A 14,301-nucleotide genomic window follows, 5' to 3' on the forward strand; every position below is an offset into this window, starting at 1 on the left:
CCCGCCATGAAGCCCACCAGAGCCAGCACCGGTCCGAGTACCGGCAGGTCCTCGGCGCCGACGACGGCCATGCCGAGGATGACGACGTTGCCGGTCATGTTGCCGGTGAAGACGCGGTCGAGGCCGAGGTAGCCGACGGCGTCGACGATGCCGGTGGAGAAGGTCAGGGCCAGCATCAGGACGAGGTGCTGGCGGTCGGTGGGGAGGCGTCGGATCACGCCCTGATCGTGCTGCACGGCGGCGACGGGCACGTCATCGGTGCGTCACGGCGGCGTTACACGACCTCCCTACGCTCAGCGCGTGACCGTCCTGCACCCCGGCGTCGACGTCCCGCACGGGGCGACCTACCTGCCCTCCACCGTCGACCACCTCCGCTGGGGTCGCCTGCCCTGCGCGGCCGACGACCCCGTCCTCACGGTCGACCCCGGCACCGAGGTCGTGTTCGACACCATCAGCCACGAGGGGATCCTCGAGGACCAGGGCCGCGACCCGCGCTCGTTCTTCTCGCCGTACGACGTCGAGGTGCTCGACGACGCGGTCGCGCTGGCCGCCTCCGACGTCGAGCGGACCTTCGGCGCCGACGGCCCGCACGTGGTGACCGGACCGGTGGCGGTGCGCGGCGCCCGCGTCGGCGACCTGCTGGCCATGACCGTCGTCGGGACGACGCCGCGCGTGCCCTACGGCGTCGTCTCCAACCGACACGGGCGCGGAGCACTGCCCGAGGAGTACCCGGCGTACGGCGACGTGATGAGCGTCTTCGCCCGCGTCGAGGACGGCCGGGGCGCGATGTCCTACGGACCCGGCGACGACCGCGCGGTGCGGTTCCCGCTGGCGCCGTTCCTCGGGATCATGGGCGTCGCCGTCGCCGGCGACGAGCGTCCCCACAGCGTCCCGCCCGGCCGCCACGGCGGCAACATCGACATCAACCTGCTGACCGCGGGCTCGACGCTCTACCTGCCCGTGCAGGTGGACGGCGCCCTGGCGTACGTCGGCGACCCGCACTTCGCCCAGGGTGACGGCGAGGTCGCGTTGACCGCCATGGAAGCCTCGCTGCGCGCGACGGTGCGGTTCGACGTCGTGGCTCGCGAGGACGCGGTCCGTGAGTTCGGCGAGGTCGTGGGGCCGCTGGCGCAGACCCGCGACCTCCTCGTGCCGACCGGCATGGATCCCGACCTCGACGTCGCGGTGCAGAACTGCGTGCGCGCCGCGATCGGGCTGCTGCAGGCGCGGTACGGGATGCACCCGGCGCACGCCTACGCCTACCTGAGCGCCGCCACGGACTTCAACATCAGCCAGGTGGTCGACCTGGTCAAGGGCGTGCACGCACGCATCCGGATCGAGGACTTCGCGTGACCGCGGTGCTGGGCGATCCGGCGCCGGCCGGGCTCCTCGACGCCTTCTGGGCGTACGAGCGCGCGCTCATGGCCAACGACCTCGAGCAGCTCGACCGGCTGTTCGCCGACCGCCCCGACACGCTGCGCGGCGACGCAGCCGGACTGCTCGTCGGGCACGAGCAGATCCGCCGGTTCCGCGGCGGGCGCGGGGGAGCGCGACTCCGGACCGTGCTGGACGTGCACGTCCGCGTGCTGGGTGCCGAGCATGCCCTCGTCGTGGCGGTCACCGAGCTCGAGCGAGGCGGGCGGGGCCAGCAGACCCAGGTCTGGCAACGCGGTGCCGACGGCTGGCAGGTCACGGCGGCGCACGTCACCGTGCCGGCCGCCGCACACGACGCGCGGATCTGGCGGGTGGTCGGCGACCCGCTCGTGCGCCCCACCGGCGCCGGTCCGCTCGACGGGCTCGACGTCGCGGTCAAGGACCTCTTCGCCGTGGCCGGGCAGCCCGTCGGCGCGGGCAACCCGACGTGGCTCGGCCATGCCCCGGTCGAGACGACCCATGCGTGGGCCGTGCGGACCCTGCTGGGCGCCGGTGCCGCCGTGCGCGGCATCGCGCGCACCGACGAGTTCGCGTACAGCCTGGCCGGTGCCAACGCGCACCACGGCTCGCCGCCCAACCCCCGCGCCCCCGGCCGGATCAGCGGGGGTTCGAGCTCGGGTTCGGCGAGCGCCGTCTCCCTTGGGCACGCGGCGATCGGCCTCGGCACCGACACCGGTGGGTCGATCCGGGTGCCCGCCGCATACCAAGGCCTCTTCGGCATCCGCACCACGCACGGGGCGATCCCGACAGCGGGGGTACTGCCGCTGGCGCCGACATTCGACACCGTCGGCTGGCTGACTCGCGAGGCCTCGCTGCTCGCCCGGGTGGGCGACGTGCTGTTGCCGGAGGTGGCGCCCCGCCCCGTGCGCGAGATCGTGGTGGTCCCCGAGCTGCTCGCCCTGGCCGAGCCGGACGTCGCGGAGGCCGTCGGGGCCTTCGCTGCGAGCGTGGACGCCACAACCGAGTCGTGGGACCTCGCGCACCTCGAGTCCTGGCGCGAGGCGTTCCGCGTGCACCAGGCCGCCCAGGCCTGGGCAGCCCACGGACCGTGGCTGCGCACGCGCCTCGACTCGCTCGGACCCGACGTGCGCGCGCGGTTCGAGGCCGCCGCGGAGATCACCTCCGCGCAGGCCGTGGCCGCCGCGATCGGCGTCGCCTCGGCGGGCCGCACGATCCGCCGCCTCGTGGGCGACCGCGTGGTGGTGCTGCCGTCCGCGTCGTCGGTGGCGCCGTTGCTCGCCGAGGACGTCTCGGCCGTGCGCGACGCGACGATGCGGCTGACCTGCCTGGCCGGGCTCGGGGGCCTGCCCGCGGTGACCGTTCCCCGCGCGACGGAGGAGGGCCTGCCGTGCGGGGTCGGCCTCGTGGCCGGTCCGGGCCGCGACCGCGACCTGCTGGGCTTCGTCCGGGACCGGGAAGAACGTTTACGCCGCTGAAACGATCGTTGCAGCCGGCGTAACACCGCCCGCCTAGCGTCAGGTCGCATGGACATCACGACGTTCGACGCGGCCGACGCGGCCACGGCGTCCGCGCTCGTGCGCACGTGCGCCAAGGTCGATTCGTGGGTCGCCGCCGTCGTCGCGGGACGGCCGTACGGCACCGTCGACGCGGTGCTCGCGCAGGCCGACGCGCTGGCCTCGGGGTGGGGCGCGGCCGAGGTCGCGGAGGCGCTGGCCGACCACCCCCGCATCGGCGAGAAGCCGCACGGGGACGGCGCGAGTGCCGAGCTCTCGCGCAGCGAGCAGTCGGGGGTCGACACCGATCGCGACACCGCGGTGCGCCTCGCCGCGGGCAACCGCCGCTACGAGCGGCGGTTCGACCGCATCTTCCTGGTGCGGGCCGCGGGCCGCAGCGCCGAGGAGATCCTCCAGCACCTCGAACGCCGCCTCGAGAACGACCCCGAGACCGAGCTGGCGGTCACCGCCGGCCAGCTCCGCGAGATCGCCGCCCTGCGGCTGGAGGGAATCCTGTCATGACCACCCTGTCCACCCACGTCCTCGACGCCGCGCGCGGCCGGCCCGCCGCCGGCCTGGTGGTCACGCTCGACGGCACGCTCGCCGCCACCACGGACACCGACGGCCGCATCGCCTTCGACGGCGAGATCGGGGCGGGCCCGCACGCCCTCGAGTACGCGACCGGCGCCTGGTTCGACGACCAGTACCGCGACACGTTCTTCCCCTCGGCGCACGTGGCGTTCGTGGTCGAGCCGGACCGGCCGCACCTGCACGTGGCCCTGCTGCTGGGCCCGTTCTCCTACACCGCCTACCGAGGGAGCTGAGCATGGCGCAGGGCGACATCATCCTGGGGCCGAACCAGTACGGGAAGGCCGAGTGCCGGCTGGTGCGGGTCACGCGCGACACCCCGGTCCACCGCATCGAGGACCTCAACGTCACGACCCAGCTGCGCGGCGACTTCACCGACTGCCACGTCGTGGGCGACAACTCCCACGTCGTGGCGACCGACACCCAGAAGAACACGGTCTACGCGTATGCCCGCGAGCACGGGATCGGGTCGCCCGAGCAGTTCCTGATGACGCTGGGCCGACATTTCGTCGACGACTTCGAGCAGGTCACCGGCGGGCGCTGGGAGTCGCAGCTGTACGCCTGGGACCGGATCGGGGTCGACGGACGACCGCACGACCACGCGTTCGTCCGCGAGGGCCGCGAGGTGCGCACCACCCTGGTGCAGAAGGACGGCGACGAGACGTGGGTGCTCGCGGGGTTCACCGACTGCACCGTCCTGAAGTCGACGGGCTCGGAGTTCCACGGGTTCCCGCGCGACCGGTACACGACCCTCGTCGAGACCGACGACCGGATCCTGGCCACGTCGGTCACGGCCTGGTGGCGCTACACGTCAGCCGACCTCGGCGACTGGAACGAGCGGTACGCGGCCATCCGCGACCTCATGCTCGAGACGTTCGCGAGCCTGCACTCGCTGGCGCTGCAGCAGACGATCTTCGCGATGGGCCGCGCCGTGCTGGAACGGTTCCCCGAGGTCGCCGAGGTCAAGCTCTCGTGCCCGAACAAGCACCACTTCGCGGTCGACCTGACGCCGTTCGGCCTCGACAACCCGAACGAGGTCTTCCTCGCCGCCGACCGTCCGTACGGGCTCATCCAGGCCACCGTCCAGCGCGAGGGCGCGCCCGAGGCGCCGCAGGCCTGGGCCACCGTGCCCGGGTTCTGCTGAGCGGCGACGCATGCGACTCGAGGCGGTCTCGGCCCGGCAGGTGCTGGTGGACGGCGCGTTCCGGCCGGCCACGGTGGTGCTGCGCGACGGCCGGATCGCGTCGATCGACCCGTTCCGCGACGTCTCCGGCGACGGCGTCCTGCGCGTCCCCGACGCGGCCGTCGTCGTGCCCGGCGTCGTCGACACCCACGTGCACGTCAACGAGCCGGGACGCACCGAGTGGGAGGGGTTCCGGTCGGCCACCGAGGCCGCCGCGCTCGGCGGGGTGACGACGCTCGTCGACATGCCGCTCAACGCGATCCCGCCCACCACCACCGTCGCGCACCTCGAGCTCAAGCAGCAGGCGGCGCAGCACCAGCTGCTGGTCGACGTCGGGTTCTGGGGCGGGGCCGTGCCGGGCAACGTCGGCGACCTCGAGCCGCTGTGGGACGCCGGCGTGTTCGGCTTCAAGTGCTTCCTGTCGCCGTCGGGGGTCGACGAGTTCCCGCCGCTCGACCGTGCCGAGCTCCTGGCCGCGCTGCGCGAGATCGCCCGGTTCGACGGGCTGATGATCGTGCACGCCGAGGATGCCGCGATCCTCGAGTCGACCCCCGCACCCGCCACGCGGTCCTACCGCGAGTTCGCCGCCTCGCGTCCCGACGCCGCGGAGGCGGCGGCGATCCGGCAGGTCGTCGACGGGGCGCGCGAGACGGGCGCGCGGGTGCACGTGCTGCACCTGTCCAGCGCCCGCGCCCTCGACGTGATCGCCGAGGCCCGCGCCGAGGGACTGCGGCTCACCGTCGAGACGTGCCCGCACTACCTGTGCTTCACCGCGGACGCGATCCCCGATGCCGCGCCTGAGTTCACGTGCTGCCCGCCGATCCGCGACGCCGGCAACCGTGAGGCGCTGTGGCAGGCGCTCGACGAGGGACTGATCGACTGCGTCGTCAGCGACCACTCGCCGTCCAGCCCCGCGGAGAAGTACCGCGGCGACGGCGACCTGATGCAGGCGTGGGGCGGAATCTCGGGCCTGCAGGTCGGATTCGCCGCGATGGCGCACGAGGCACGGCGCCGGGGGATCGGGCCGGATCGGGTCAGCGCGTGGATGTCGCGGAACACCGCGGACCTCGTCGGCCTGGGCCGCAAGGGCCGGATCGAGGTGGGCGCCGACGCCGACCTCGCCGTGTACGACCCCACCACGCCGTACCTCGTGGAGGCCGCGAGCCTGGCGCACCGCCACCCGATCTCCGCGTACGACGGCCTCCGCCTCGACGGGCGCGTCACCACCACGGTGGTGCGCGGCGAGATCGTCGACGCCGCCGCGCCCGACCCCACCCACGGCCGTCCCCTGACCCGTCCCGACCTCGGAGAGCACCCATGACGACCGCGTCCGTGAACCCGCCGCCCCGCCTGCTGATGGGCCCCGGCCCGATCACCGCCGACCCGCGCGTCCTGCGCGCGATGTCGGCCCAGCTCGTGGGCCAGTACGACCCCGCCATGACCTCGTACATGAACGAGACGATGGAGCTCTACCGCCACGTCTTCCGCACCTCGAACGAGCAGACGCTCCTCGTCGACGGCACCTCGCGCGCCGGCATCGAGGCGGCCCTGGTGTCGCTGCTCGAGCCCGGCGACCGGGTGCTCGTGCCCGTCTTCGGCCGCTTCGGCCACCTGCTGGCCGAGATCGGCGAGCGGTGCGGCGCCGAGGTGCACACCATCGAGACGCCCTGGGGCACGGTGTTCACCCCCGAGCAGGTCGAGGAGGCCGTGCTCGCCGTGCGGCCGAAGGTGCTCGCGGTCGTGCACGGCGACACCGCCACCACGATGTGCCAGCCGCTCGACGACCTCGGCGAGATCTGCCGCCGGCACGACGTGCTGCTGTACTGCGACGCGACGGCGACGCTCGGCGGCAACCGGTTCGAGACCGACGGGTGGGACGTCGACGTGGCCTCGGCCGGCCTGCAGAAGTGTCTCGGCGGTCCGTCCGGCAGCGCCCCGATCACGATCGGTTCGCGGGCGGTGCGGGTGATCGAGGGTCGGCGTCACGTCGAGGCCGGCATCGCCGAGTCCGGCGACGTCGGACGGGGCGTGCGGATCGCGTCGAACTACCTCGACCTCGCCCAGATCATCGACTACTGGGGCCCACGCCGGCTCAACCACCACACCGAGGCGACGACGATGCTCTACGGCGCCCGCGAGTGCGCGCGGCTGCTCGTCGACGAGGGGGTCGACGTGGCCGTCGAGCGCCACCGCCTGCACGGCGCCGCGATGCTGGCGGGCGTGCAGGGGCTCGGGCTGCAGGTGTTCGGCGACGTCGCGCACAAGATGCACAACGTCGTCGCGGTGCACATCCCCGACGGCGTCGACGGCGACCGCACGCGCGCGGGACTCCTGACGGACTTCGGCATCGAGATCGGCACGTCGTTCGGGCCCCTGCACGGCAAGGTCTGGCGGATCGGCACGATGGGCCACAACGCGCGCAAGGACGCGGTGCTGGTGACGCTGGCGGCGCTGGAGCAGGTGCTCCGGGCCGCGGGCGTGCCCGTCACCGCCGGCGCCGGCGTGGGCGCGGCGCAGGAGGTCTACGCGTGACGACCGCCGCCGAGGTCCTCGCCCGCTGCGCCGAGCTCGACCGGCACTCGGCCCATCCGACCCGTCTCGAGCGGGTGCACCTGACCCCGCAGCACGCGGCGGCCAACGCGCGCGTCGCCGGGTGGATGGCCGACGCAGGCCTGCGGACCTGGCAGGACGCCGCCGGCAACCAGTACGGCCGCCGCGAGGGGCGCGCGCCCGGCCTGCCCGCCCTGCTGCTGGGCTCGCACCTCGACACGGTGCCGGACGCCGGCTCGTACGACGGGATGCTCGGTGTGGTCATGGCCATCGCGGTCGCCGAGCGGCTGGGCGACCGGACGGCGGCGCTGCCGTTCGCGCTGGAGGTGGTGGGCTTCGGCGACGAGGAGGGCACTCGGTTCGGGAAGGCCCTGCTCGGCAGCTGCGCCGCCGCCGGCACGTGGGATCCGGCCTGGTGGGACCTGGCGGACGCGGACGGCGTCACCCTGCGGCAGGCGTTCGTCGACTTCGGCCTCGATCCCGCGCACGTCGGCGAGGCGGCCCGCCGCACCGAGGAGCTGGTCGGCTACCTGGAGGCGCACATCGAGCAGGGCCCGTACCTCGAGGAGGCGGACGTGTCGCTGGGCTACGTCACCGCCATCGCGGGGGCGCGCCGCTTCGTGGTCAGCGTCCTCGGTGAGGCCCGGCACGCGGGCGGCACGCCGTACGAGCGCCGCAAGGACGCGCTCGTCGGCGCCGCGGAGTGCATCACGGCGATCGAGCGCCTGGTGCGCCCCTCGGGCTGCATCGCGACCGTCGGCCGGATCGCGGTCCGCCCCGGCGCCGTCAACGTCATCCCCGGCCGCGCCGACTTCACCCTCGACCTGCGCGCCGCCACCGACGAGGACCGCGACGCCATGTGGAAGCGGCTGGACGTCGAGCTGCACGAGCTGTGCACGGCGCGAGGACTCGGCCTCGAGGTTGTCGAGAACCACCGCGCCCCGGCGATGCCGTGCGCTCCGTGGCTGACCGAGGCCGTCGTGGAGGGGATCGCGGCCGCCGGAGATCCCGCACCGATGGGCCTGTGGAGCCGGGCCGGCCACGACGGCATGGCCGTGGGCGCCGTCACCGACGTCGCGATGCTGTTCCTGCGGTGCGCCGACGGCGTCAGCCACCACCCCGACGAAGAGGTGCGCGAGATCGACGTGGCCCGCGGCCTCGACGCGCTCGAGCACGCGGTGCTGGCGGTGGCCGAGCGGGTGGAGCGGCGATGACCGGCGCGGTGGACGCCCGGCCCATCGAGGCGCGGATCGCCGAGCGCTACGCCACGCTGTCGCCGCAGGAGCGCCGCGCCGCCGACGCGCTGCTGGACCACCTGGACGACCTCGCCCTCTACCGCGCCGCCGAGCTGGCCGACCTGGCCGGCGTCTCGAAGGCCACGATGAGCCGGCTGTTCCGCCGTCTCGACTACGACGACTTCACGCAGCTGCGCGAGCAGCTCCGCGCCCTGCGCAGCTCGGGCGTGCCCGTCACGATCGACGGCACGCCCTCGATCGAGCAGCACCTGGAGGCCGAGACCGAGCACCTGCACCGGGTGCTGCACTCGGCCGAGGCCGCGATCGAGCGCGCCGCCTGCCTGCTGGCGGCGAGCGCCTCCGTCACGGTGGTGGGGCTGCGCAACAGCTACCCGGTCGCGCTGCACCTGGCCCAGCAGCTGGGCCAGGCGCGCACCGGCGTGCGGGTCTCGCCGTCGCCGGGCCAGTCGCTGTCCGACGACGTGGTGGGCCTGGGACCGCAGCACGCCGCGGTCGTCGTGGCGTTCCGTCGTCGTCCGCCGCAGCTCGGTGGGCTGCTCGCCCTGCTGCGCGAGCAGGGCACGCCCGTGGTGCTGCTCGGCGACCCGTCGGGGCGACGGCTCGCCCACAGCCGCGACGTGTGGCTCGAGTGCGGGGCCTCCACGCAGACGGCGTTCGACAGCTACGCCGCGGCGATGAGCGTCGTGGCGGCCGTCTCGGCCCGCGTGCTCGACCGGCTCGGCGCCGACGCCTCGGCGCGGGCGTCCGCGATCGACGCCTCGTACCGCCTCGTCGGCGAGATCGAGGGCGGCTGACGTGGACCTGCACACCGTCGAGACGTTCCGGCCCGCCGCGCCCGACCTGGCGATCGGAGCAGGCGAGGCGTGGGTGGCCGGGGGCACGTGGCTGTTCTCCGAGCCGCAGCCCGGCGTCCGCGGCCTCGTCGACCTCACCGCGCTGGGATGGCCGGCCTGGGAGCGGTCGGAGTCGACGCTCACCATCGCCGCCACCTGCACGATCGCCGAGCTGGTCGCCCGGGCGGAGGCGTCCGGCCTGCCCGCCCTGGCGGTCGCGCGGTCCTGCGCGGAGTCCCTGGTGATGTCCACGAAGATCTGGGGCGCCGCCACCGTGGGCGGCAACGTCTGCCTCGCGCTGCCGGCCGGCGCGATGACGTCGCTGCTCGCGGGGCTCGGCGCCACCGCCGTCGTGCTCGGCCCGGCGGGGGAGCGGCGCCAGTCGGTGGCGTCGTTCGTCCGGGGCGTGCGGGCGACGTCGCTGGCACCCGGCGAGGTGCTGCGTGCCCTGGAGCTGGACCTCGACGTCCTCGCCCGGCCGGCCGCGTGCCGTCGCTTCTCACTGACCTCGATGGGCCGTTCGGGCGGCGTCGTGGTGGGCCGTCGCGTCGGCGACCGGTTCGTCCTCACCATCACCGGCTCGACCGCGCGGCCGTGGGTGCTCGACGTCGATCCGGAAGCAGTGGATGACGCCGTCGACGCCGTCGCACCCTGGTACGACGACCTCCACGGCGCGCCCGACTGGCGCGAGGCCCAGACCCGGCGCTGCGTGCGCGAGATCGTGGAGGAGCTGTCATGACCGTCGTCAACGGAGCCCCGGTCGACGCGCAGCCGTGTCCCGGCCAGTGCCTGCGCACCTTCCTGCGCGAGCACGGCAACCACGACGTGAAGAAGGGCTGCGACGCGGGCGACTGCGGTGCCTGCAGCGTCCTGCTGGACGGGCGGGCCGTGCACGCGTGCGTCACCCCGGCCGTGCGGGCCGTGGGTCGCGAGGTCACGACGGCCGCGGGGCTCGGCACCCCCGACGCCCTCCACGAGACCCAGCAGCGCTTCGTCGACGCGGCCGGCTTCCAGTGCGGGTTCTGCACCGCGGGGATGGTCGTCACCGCCTCGACGCTCGACGAGGGGCTGGAGGGCGAGTCGCTGTGCCGGGCGATGAAGGGGAACCTGTGCCGGTGCACGGGGTACCGGTCGATCCGCGACGCGCTCGCCGGCACCACCAACGTGGAGGCCGCGGCCGACGGCGCCGCGTTCGGCACCTCGACGCGCTCGCCGGCTGCCACCCGGATCGTGAGCGGTCAGGAGCCGTACACGCTCGACCTCGCGGCGCCGGAGGGCCTGCTGCACGTCGCGGTGCTGGGCAGCCCGCACGCCCACGCGCGCATCGTCCGCATCGACGCGAGCCGCGCAGTCGCGGTCCCGGGGGTGCACCTGGTGCTGACGCACCACGACGTGCCGGACGTGCTCTTCTCGACGGCTCGCCACGAGAACCGGCTCGACGACCCGGACGACACCCGCATCCTCGACCCGGTGCTGCGCTTCCACGGCCAGCGCGTCGCGGTGGTGGTGGCCGAGTCGGTGGGCCTGGCGCAGGCGGCGCTCGAGCTGGTCGACGTCGAGTACGAGGTGCTGGACGCCGTGTTCGACCCCGACGAGGCGCGGCAGCCCGGGGCTCCGCTCCTGCACGCCGACAAGGACCCGGTCGCGTCGCGGATCGCCGAGCCGGCGCGCAACGTCGTCGCCCGGCTGCACGACGAGCACGGCGACGTCGAGGCGGCGCTCGCATCGGCGCACGTCACCGTCTCCGGCACGTGGCGCACGGGCCGGGTGTCGCACGCTCAGCTGGAGACCCACGGCGGCATGGGCTGGCTCGACGCCGACGGCACGCTGGTCGTGCGCACGAGCACCCAGGTGCCGTTCCTCGTGCGGGCCGAGCTGGCCCGGATCCTCGGCCTGCCGGCCGAGCGGGTGCGGGTGCTGGCCGCGCGCGTGGGCGGCGGGTTCGGCGGCAAGCAGGAGCTGCTCGTGGAGGACCTGATCGGTCTGGCCGTCCTGCGCACCGGTCGCCCGGTGCAGTACGAGCTGAGTCGTGAGGACCAGTTCACGATCGTGCCGTGCCGGCACCCGATGCGGGTCGGCGTCACGCTCGGTGCCGACGCGGACGGGCGGCTCGTCGCGATGAGGCTCGACGTCCTCAGCGACACCGGTGCCTACGGCAACCACGCCGTCGGCGTGATGTTCCACGGCTGCCACGAGTCGGTCGCGCAGTACCGGTGCCCGAACAAGCGCGTCGACGCCGAGGCGGTCTACACCAACCAGCTGCCGTCGGGGGCGTTCCGCGGCTACGGGCTCGGGCAGGTGATGTTCGGGATCGAGTCGGCACTCGACGACCTCGCCCACGAGCTCGGGATGGATCCGCTGGAGCTGCGTCGTCGCAACGCCGTCGTGCCCGGCGACCCGTTCATCGTGACGGCGGACGAGCCGGGCGACCTCGAGTACGGCGGCTCCTACGGCCTCGACCAGTGCCTCGACCTCGTGGACGAGGCGCTGTCCTCGGGCCGGGGCCTGCCCGCGCCGGCCGGCTGGCCGACGGGCCGCGGCGTCGCGATGGCGATGATCGCCACGATCCCGCCGCGCGGGCACTTCTCGCACGTCACGGTCTCGGTCGACGCCGACGGCGTCTACACCGCAGCGGTCGGCACCGCGGAGTTCGGTAACGGCACCACGACGGTGCACGTCCAGCTCGTCGCGACCGAGCTGGGCACGACGCCTGACCGGGTGCGCGTGCGACAGAGCGACACCGCGGCGTCCGGCTACGACACCGGTGCCTTCGGCTCGGCCGGGTCGGTCGTCGCCGGCCAGGCCGTCCACCTCGCGGCCGAGCGACTGCGCGCCGAGCTGCTGACCCTCGCCGCGCGCGCGGCCGGCGTGGCCACCGGGCACTGCTCGATCCATCGCGACGGGGTGGTGCTGCCGGACGGGAGGCTGGTGCCGTTCTCCGAGATCGTCCCGGACGGCCTGACCGCCGACGGCAGCCACGACGGCACGCCCCGGTCGGTCGCGTTCAACGTGCACGGCTTCCGCGTGGCGGTGGACCCCGCGACGGGCGAGGTGCGCGTGCTGCAGTCCGTCCACGCGGCCGACGCCGGGGTCGTCATCAACCCCGAGCAGCTGCGCGGCCAGATCGAGGGTGGCGTCGCCCAGGCGGTCGGCTCGGCGCTGCAGGAGGAGATGGTCGTGCGCGAGGGCGAGGTCGCCACCCGGACGTTCCGCAACTATCGCGTGCCGCAGATGGCCGACGTCCCGCCCACCGAGGTGCTGTTCGCCGAGACGTTCGATGCACTCGGGCCCCGCGGCGCGAAGTCGATGAGCGAGGCGCCCTACAACCCCGTGGCTCCGGCGCTCGCCAACGCGATCACGGACGCCCTCGGTGTCAGACCGACGGAGCTCCCGATGACGCGGGACCGGGTGTGGCGGCTGGCCCGGCGGGTCAGCGGTGGATCGGTCCCGGCACCCGGCTGAGCGGCAGGCCGGTGGCGCCGTGCCGGACGGCGAGGATCTCGGCCACGATCGCGACCGCGGTGTGCTCGGGCGCCGAGCCGCCCAGGTCGAGGCCGATGGGCGAGCGCAGGCACGCCAGCTCGTCGGTCGTGGCGCCGAGGGCGGCCAGTGCCTCGACGCGACGCTCGTGCGTGGTGCGCGAGCCCATCGCGCCGACGTAGCCGGCGCCCCCACGCAGCGCCGCGAGGATCGCCGGGGTGTCGTGTGCGAGGTCGTGGCCCAGGACGCAGATCGCGTCGTCGTCGCTCCAGTTCCGGGCGGCGATCCACCGCGCGGCCCGCTCGACGACGACCGCGGTGGCGTCGGGGAACCTCTCCTTCGCGGCGAAGGTCTCACGGTGGTCGACGACCGTCACGGCGAACCCGGCCCGGGCCGCCAGCGCGCACAGGGCCACCCCGAACTCGACCGCACCGACGACCACGAGCCGTCGCGGCCGCCGGACCGTGAGGGTGACGACGGGATCGGTGCACGGGCGGCCGTCGGCACCCAGGGCCAGGGTGGCGTCCAGCCCCGCCGCCGCACGCTCGACCTGGTGCCAGGCGGGCTCGTCGAGCACGGCGACGTCGCTGATCAGCACGTCGATCGTGCCCCCGCACATGAGTCCCGGCTCGAGCCAGTCGCCGACGCCGTACCGGCACATGCAGGCCGGGCCGCCGGCAAGGACCCGCTCGCACTCTGCCACGAGGTCGGCCTCGACGCAGCCGCCCGAGATGCTGCCGGCGACCCGGCCCGTGTCGTCGACGGCGAGGGCCGCACCCACCGCGCGAGGGGCGCTGCCGTCGACCGCGACCAGCGTCGCCACCGCGACGCGACGGCCCTCGGCCGCCCAGGTGCGCAGGGTGGTGGCGAGCTCCAGCATGCGGCGACACTAGGGAACGCGTGTTTCACGGGAGGGACAGCGACGAAACGGACAGGAAACACCTGCTTGCGACGATGGCGCTCCCGACGGCCCAGGAGGAACCCCGCATGACGCGACAGCACGACACCCGGTGGTTGACGATGGCGATCGACCTCGCCGTCGAGAACGTCGGCGCCGGCGGTGGGCCGTTCGGTGCGGTGCTCGTCCGGGGCGAGGAGCTGGTCGCCACGGGGCAGAACCGCGTCACCCGCGACCTCGACCCGAGCGCCCACGCCGAGGTCGTGGCGATCCGCACGGCGTGTCAGGCGATCGGCGACTTCTCCCTGGCTGGACTGACGCTGTACACCTCGTGCGAGCCGTGCCCGATGTGCCTGGCCACGTCGCTGTGGGCGCGCGTCGACAGGGTCGTCTACGCCGCCGACCGCGACGACGCCGCGCGCGGGGGCTTCGACGACCGTGAGTTCTACGAGCTGTTCGCCCGCGACCGCGCGACGTGGGCGACGCTCGTCGAGGCCGCGCGCACGGACGACGCGGACCGACCCTTCGACGCCTGGCTGACGCACGCCGACCGCCTCGCGTACTGAGCGCCCGATGATTAACGCCCGCGTCATCTGCCGCGTCGGGTGATGAAACGAACCGTCCA

Annotated in this window: 14 protein-coding genes; 12 read left to right on the top strand and 2 right to left on the bottom strand. The window is 74.2% G+C overall.

The window, feature by feature from the left end:
- A partial coding sequence (locus AFL01nite_RS08610; RefSeq protein WP_246119651.1) for a DUF1275 family protein occupies positions 1–218 on the bottom strand: 218 nt, incomplete at its 3' end.
- A gap of 82 nt (positions 219–300) precedes the next feature.
- Between AFL01nite_RS08610 and AFL01nite_RS08615 the strand changes: the two genes are divergently transcribed.
- Genes AFL01nite_RS08615 through AFL01nite_RS08665 form a run of 11 tightly spaced genes read left to right on the top strand, consistent with a single transcriptional unit; the run spans position 301 to position 12,760 of the window.
- Positions 301–1,353 carry an acetamidase/formamidase family protein gene (locus tag AFL01nite_RS08615; protein ID WP_146827273.1) on the top strand — a complete coding sequence of 351 codons (1,053 nt, stop codon included), beginning with the start codon at positions 301–303 and terminating at the stop codon, positions 1,351–1,353.
- Positions 1,350–2,870, top strand: a complete 1,521-nt coding sequence (locus AFL01nite_RS08620) for an AtzH-like domain-containing protein (RefSeq protein WP_246119652.1) — start codon at positions 1,350–1,352, stop codon at positions 2,868–2,870. The genes AFL01nite_RS08615 and AFL01nite_RS08620 overlap by 4 nt, the downstream gene beginning before the upstream one ends.
- A 48-nt stretch (positions 2,871–2,918) precedes the next feature.
- A complete protein-coding gene (uraD, locus tag AFL01nite_RS08625; protein ID WP_146827274.1) occupies positions 2,919–3,410 on the top strand; it encodes a 2-oxo-4-hydroxy-4-carboxy-5-ureidoimidazoline decarboxylase in 492 nt (163 codons plus the stop codon).
- Positions 3,407–3,712 carry a hydroxyisourate hydrolase gene (locus tag AFL01nite_RS08630; RefSeq protein ID WP_146827275.1) on the top strand — a complete coding sequence of 102 codons (306 nt, stop codon included), beginning with the start codon at positions 3,407–3,409 and terminating at the stop codon, positions 3,710–3,712. The genes uraD and AFL01nite_RS08630 overlap by 4 nt, the downstream gene beginning before the upstream one ends.
- 2 nt (positions 3,713–3,714) lie before the next feature.
- A complete protein-coding gene (gene pucL, locus AFL01nite_RS08635; RefSeq protein ID WP_146827276.1) occupies positions 3,715–4,620 on the top strand; it encodes a factor-independent urate hydroxylase in 906 nt (301 codons plus the stop codon).
- A gap of 10 nt (positions 4,621–4,630) precedes the next feature.
- Positions 4,631–5,980: an allantoinase AllB gene (gene allB / locus AFL01nite_RS08640; RefSeq protein ID WP_146827277.1), complete on the top strand. Its 1,350-nt coding sequence runs from the start codon at positions 4,631–4,633 to the stop codon at positions 5,978–5,980.
- Positions 5,977–7,191, top strand: coding sequence for a pyridoxal-phosphate-dependent aminotransferase family protein (locus tag AFL01nite_RS08645; RefSeq protein ID WP_222593456.1), 1,215 nt, complete (start codon positions 5,977–5,979; stop codon positions 7,189–7,191). Before allB ends, AFL01nite_RS08645 begins: the two co-directional genes overlap by 4 nt.
- A complete protein-coding gene (locus AFL01nite_RS08650; protein ID WP_146827278.1) occupies positions 7,188–8,423 on the top strand; it encodes an allantoate amidohydrolase in 1,236 nt (411 codons plus the stop codon). Before AFL01nite_RS08645 ends, AFL01nite_RS08650 begins: the two co-directional genes overlap by 4 nt.
- Positions 8,420–9,259: a MurR/RpiR family transcriptional regulator gene (locus AFL01nite_RS08655; protein ID WP_146827279.1), complete on the top strand. Its 840-nt coding sequence runs from the start codon at positions 8,420–8,422 to the stop codon at positions 9,257–9,259. The genes AFL01nite_RS08650 and AFL01nite_RS08655 overlap by 4 nt, the downstream gene beginning before the upstream one ends.
- 1 nt (position 9,260) lies before the next feature.
- On the top strand, positions 9,261–10,037 hold the full coding sequence (locus tag AFL01nite_RS08660; RefSeq protein WP_146827280.1) for an FAD binding domain-containing protein: 777 nt from the start codon (positions 9,261–9,263) through the stop codon (positions 10,035–10,037).
- Positions 10,034–12,760, top strand: coding sequence for a molybdopterin-dependent oxidoreductase (locus AFL01nite_RS08665; RefSeq protein ID WP_146827281.1), 2,727 nt, complete (start codon positions 10,034–10,036; stop codon positions 12,758–12,760). The genes AFL01nite_RS08660 and AFL01nite_RS08665 overlap by 4 nt, the downstream gene beginning before the upstream one ends.
- Here the strand turns inward: AFL01nite_RS08665 and AFL01nite_RS08670 are convergent.
- Complete coding sequence (locus tag AFL01nite_RS08670; RefSeq protein WP_146827282.1) at positions 12,729–13,658, bottom strand: XdhC family protein; 930 nt, start codon at positions 13,656–13,658, stop codon at positions 12,729–12,731. The two genes, AFL01nite_RS08665 and AFL01nite_RS08670, sit on opposite strands and share 32 nt — an antisense overlap.
- A 107-nt stretch (positions 13,659–13,765) precedes the next feature.
- Here AFL01nite_RS08670 and AFL01nite_RS08675 point away from each other — a divergent pair, with 107 nt between their 5' ends.
- Positions 13,766–14,242, top strand: coding sequence for a nucleoside deaminase (locus tag AFL01nite_RS08675; protein WP_146827283.1), 477 nt, complete (start codon positions 13,766–13,768; stop codon positions 14,240–14,242).
- Positions 14,243–14,301 lie beyond the last annotated feature (59 nt).

This window comes from Aeromicrobium flavum (assembly GCF_007992115.1).
GTDB classification, from domain to species: Bacteria; Actinomycetota; Actinomycetes; order Propionibacteriales; family Nocardioidaceae; genus Aeromicrobium; species Aeromicrobium flavum.

What these genes read in the sequence shown, in the direction of transcription:
- AFL01nite_RS08645 (WP_222593456.1), top strand. Translation starts at nt 5,977, where the DNA reads ATGACGACCGCGTCCGTGAACCCGCCGCCCCGCCTGCTGATGGGCCCC.
- AFL01nite_RS08675 (WP_146827283.1), top strand. Translation starts at nt 13,766, where the DNA reads ATGACGCGACAGCACGACACCCGGTGGTTGACGATGGCGATCGACCTC.
- AFL01nite_RS08630 (WP_146827275.1), top strand. Translation starts at nt 3,407, where the DNA reads ATGACCACCCTGTCCACCCACGTCCTCGACGCCGCGCGCGGCCGGCCC.
- allB (WP_146827277.1), top strand. Translation starts at nt 4,631, where the DNA reads ATGCGACTCGAGGCGGTCTCGGCCCGGCAGGTGCTGGTGGACGGCGCG.
- AFL01nite_RS08665 (WP_146827281.1), top strand. Translation starts at nt 10,034, where the DNA reads ATGACCGTCGTCAACGGAGCCCCGGTCGACGCGCAGCCGTGTCCCGGC.
- AFL01nite_RS08655 (WP_146827279.1), top strand. Translation starts at nt 8,420, where the DNA reads ATGACCGGCGCGGTGGACGCCCGGCCCATCGAGGCGCGGATCGCCGAG.
- AFL01nite_RS08670 (WP_146827282.1), bottom strand. Translation starts at nt 13,658, where the DNA reads ATGCTGGAGCTCGCCACCACCCTGCGCACCTGGGCGGCCGAGGGCCGT.
- pucL (WP_146827276.1), top strand. Translation starts at nt 3,715, where the DNA reads ATGGCGCAGGGCGACATCATCCTGGGGCCGAACCAGTACGGGAAGGCC.
- uraD (WP_146827274.1), top strand. Translation starts at nt 2,919, where the DNA reads ATGGACATCACGACGTTCGACGCGGCCGACGCGGCCACGGCGTCCGCG.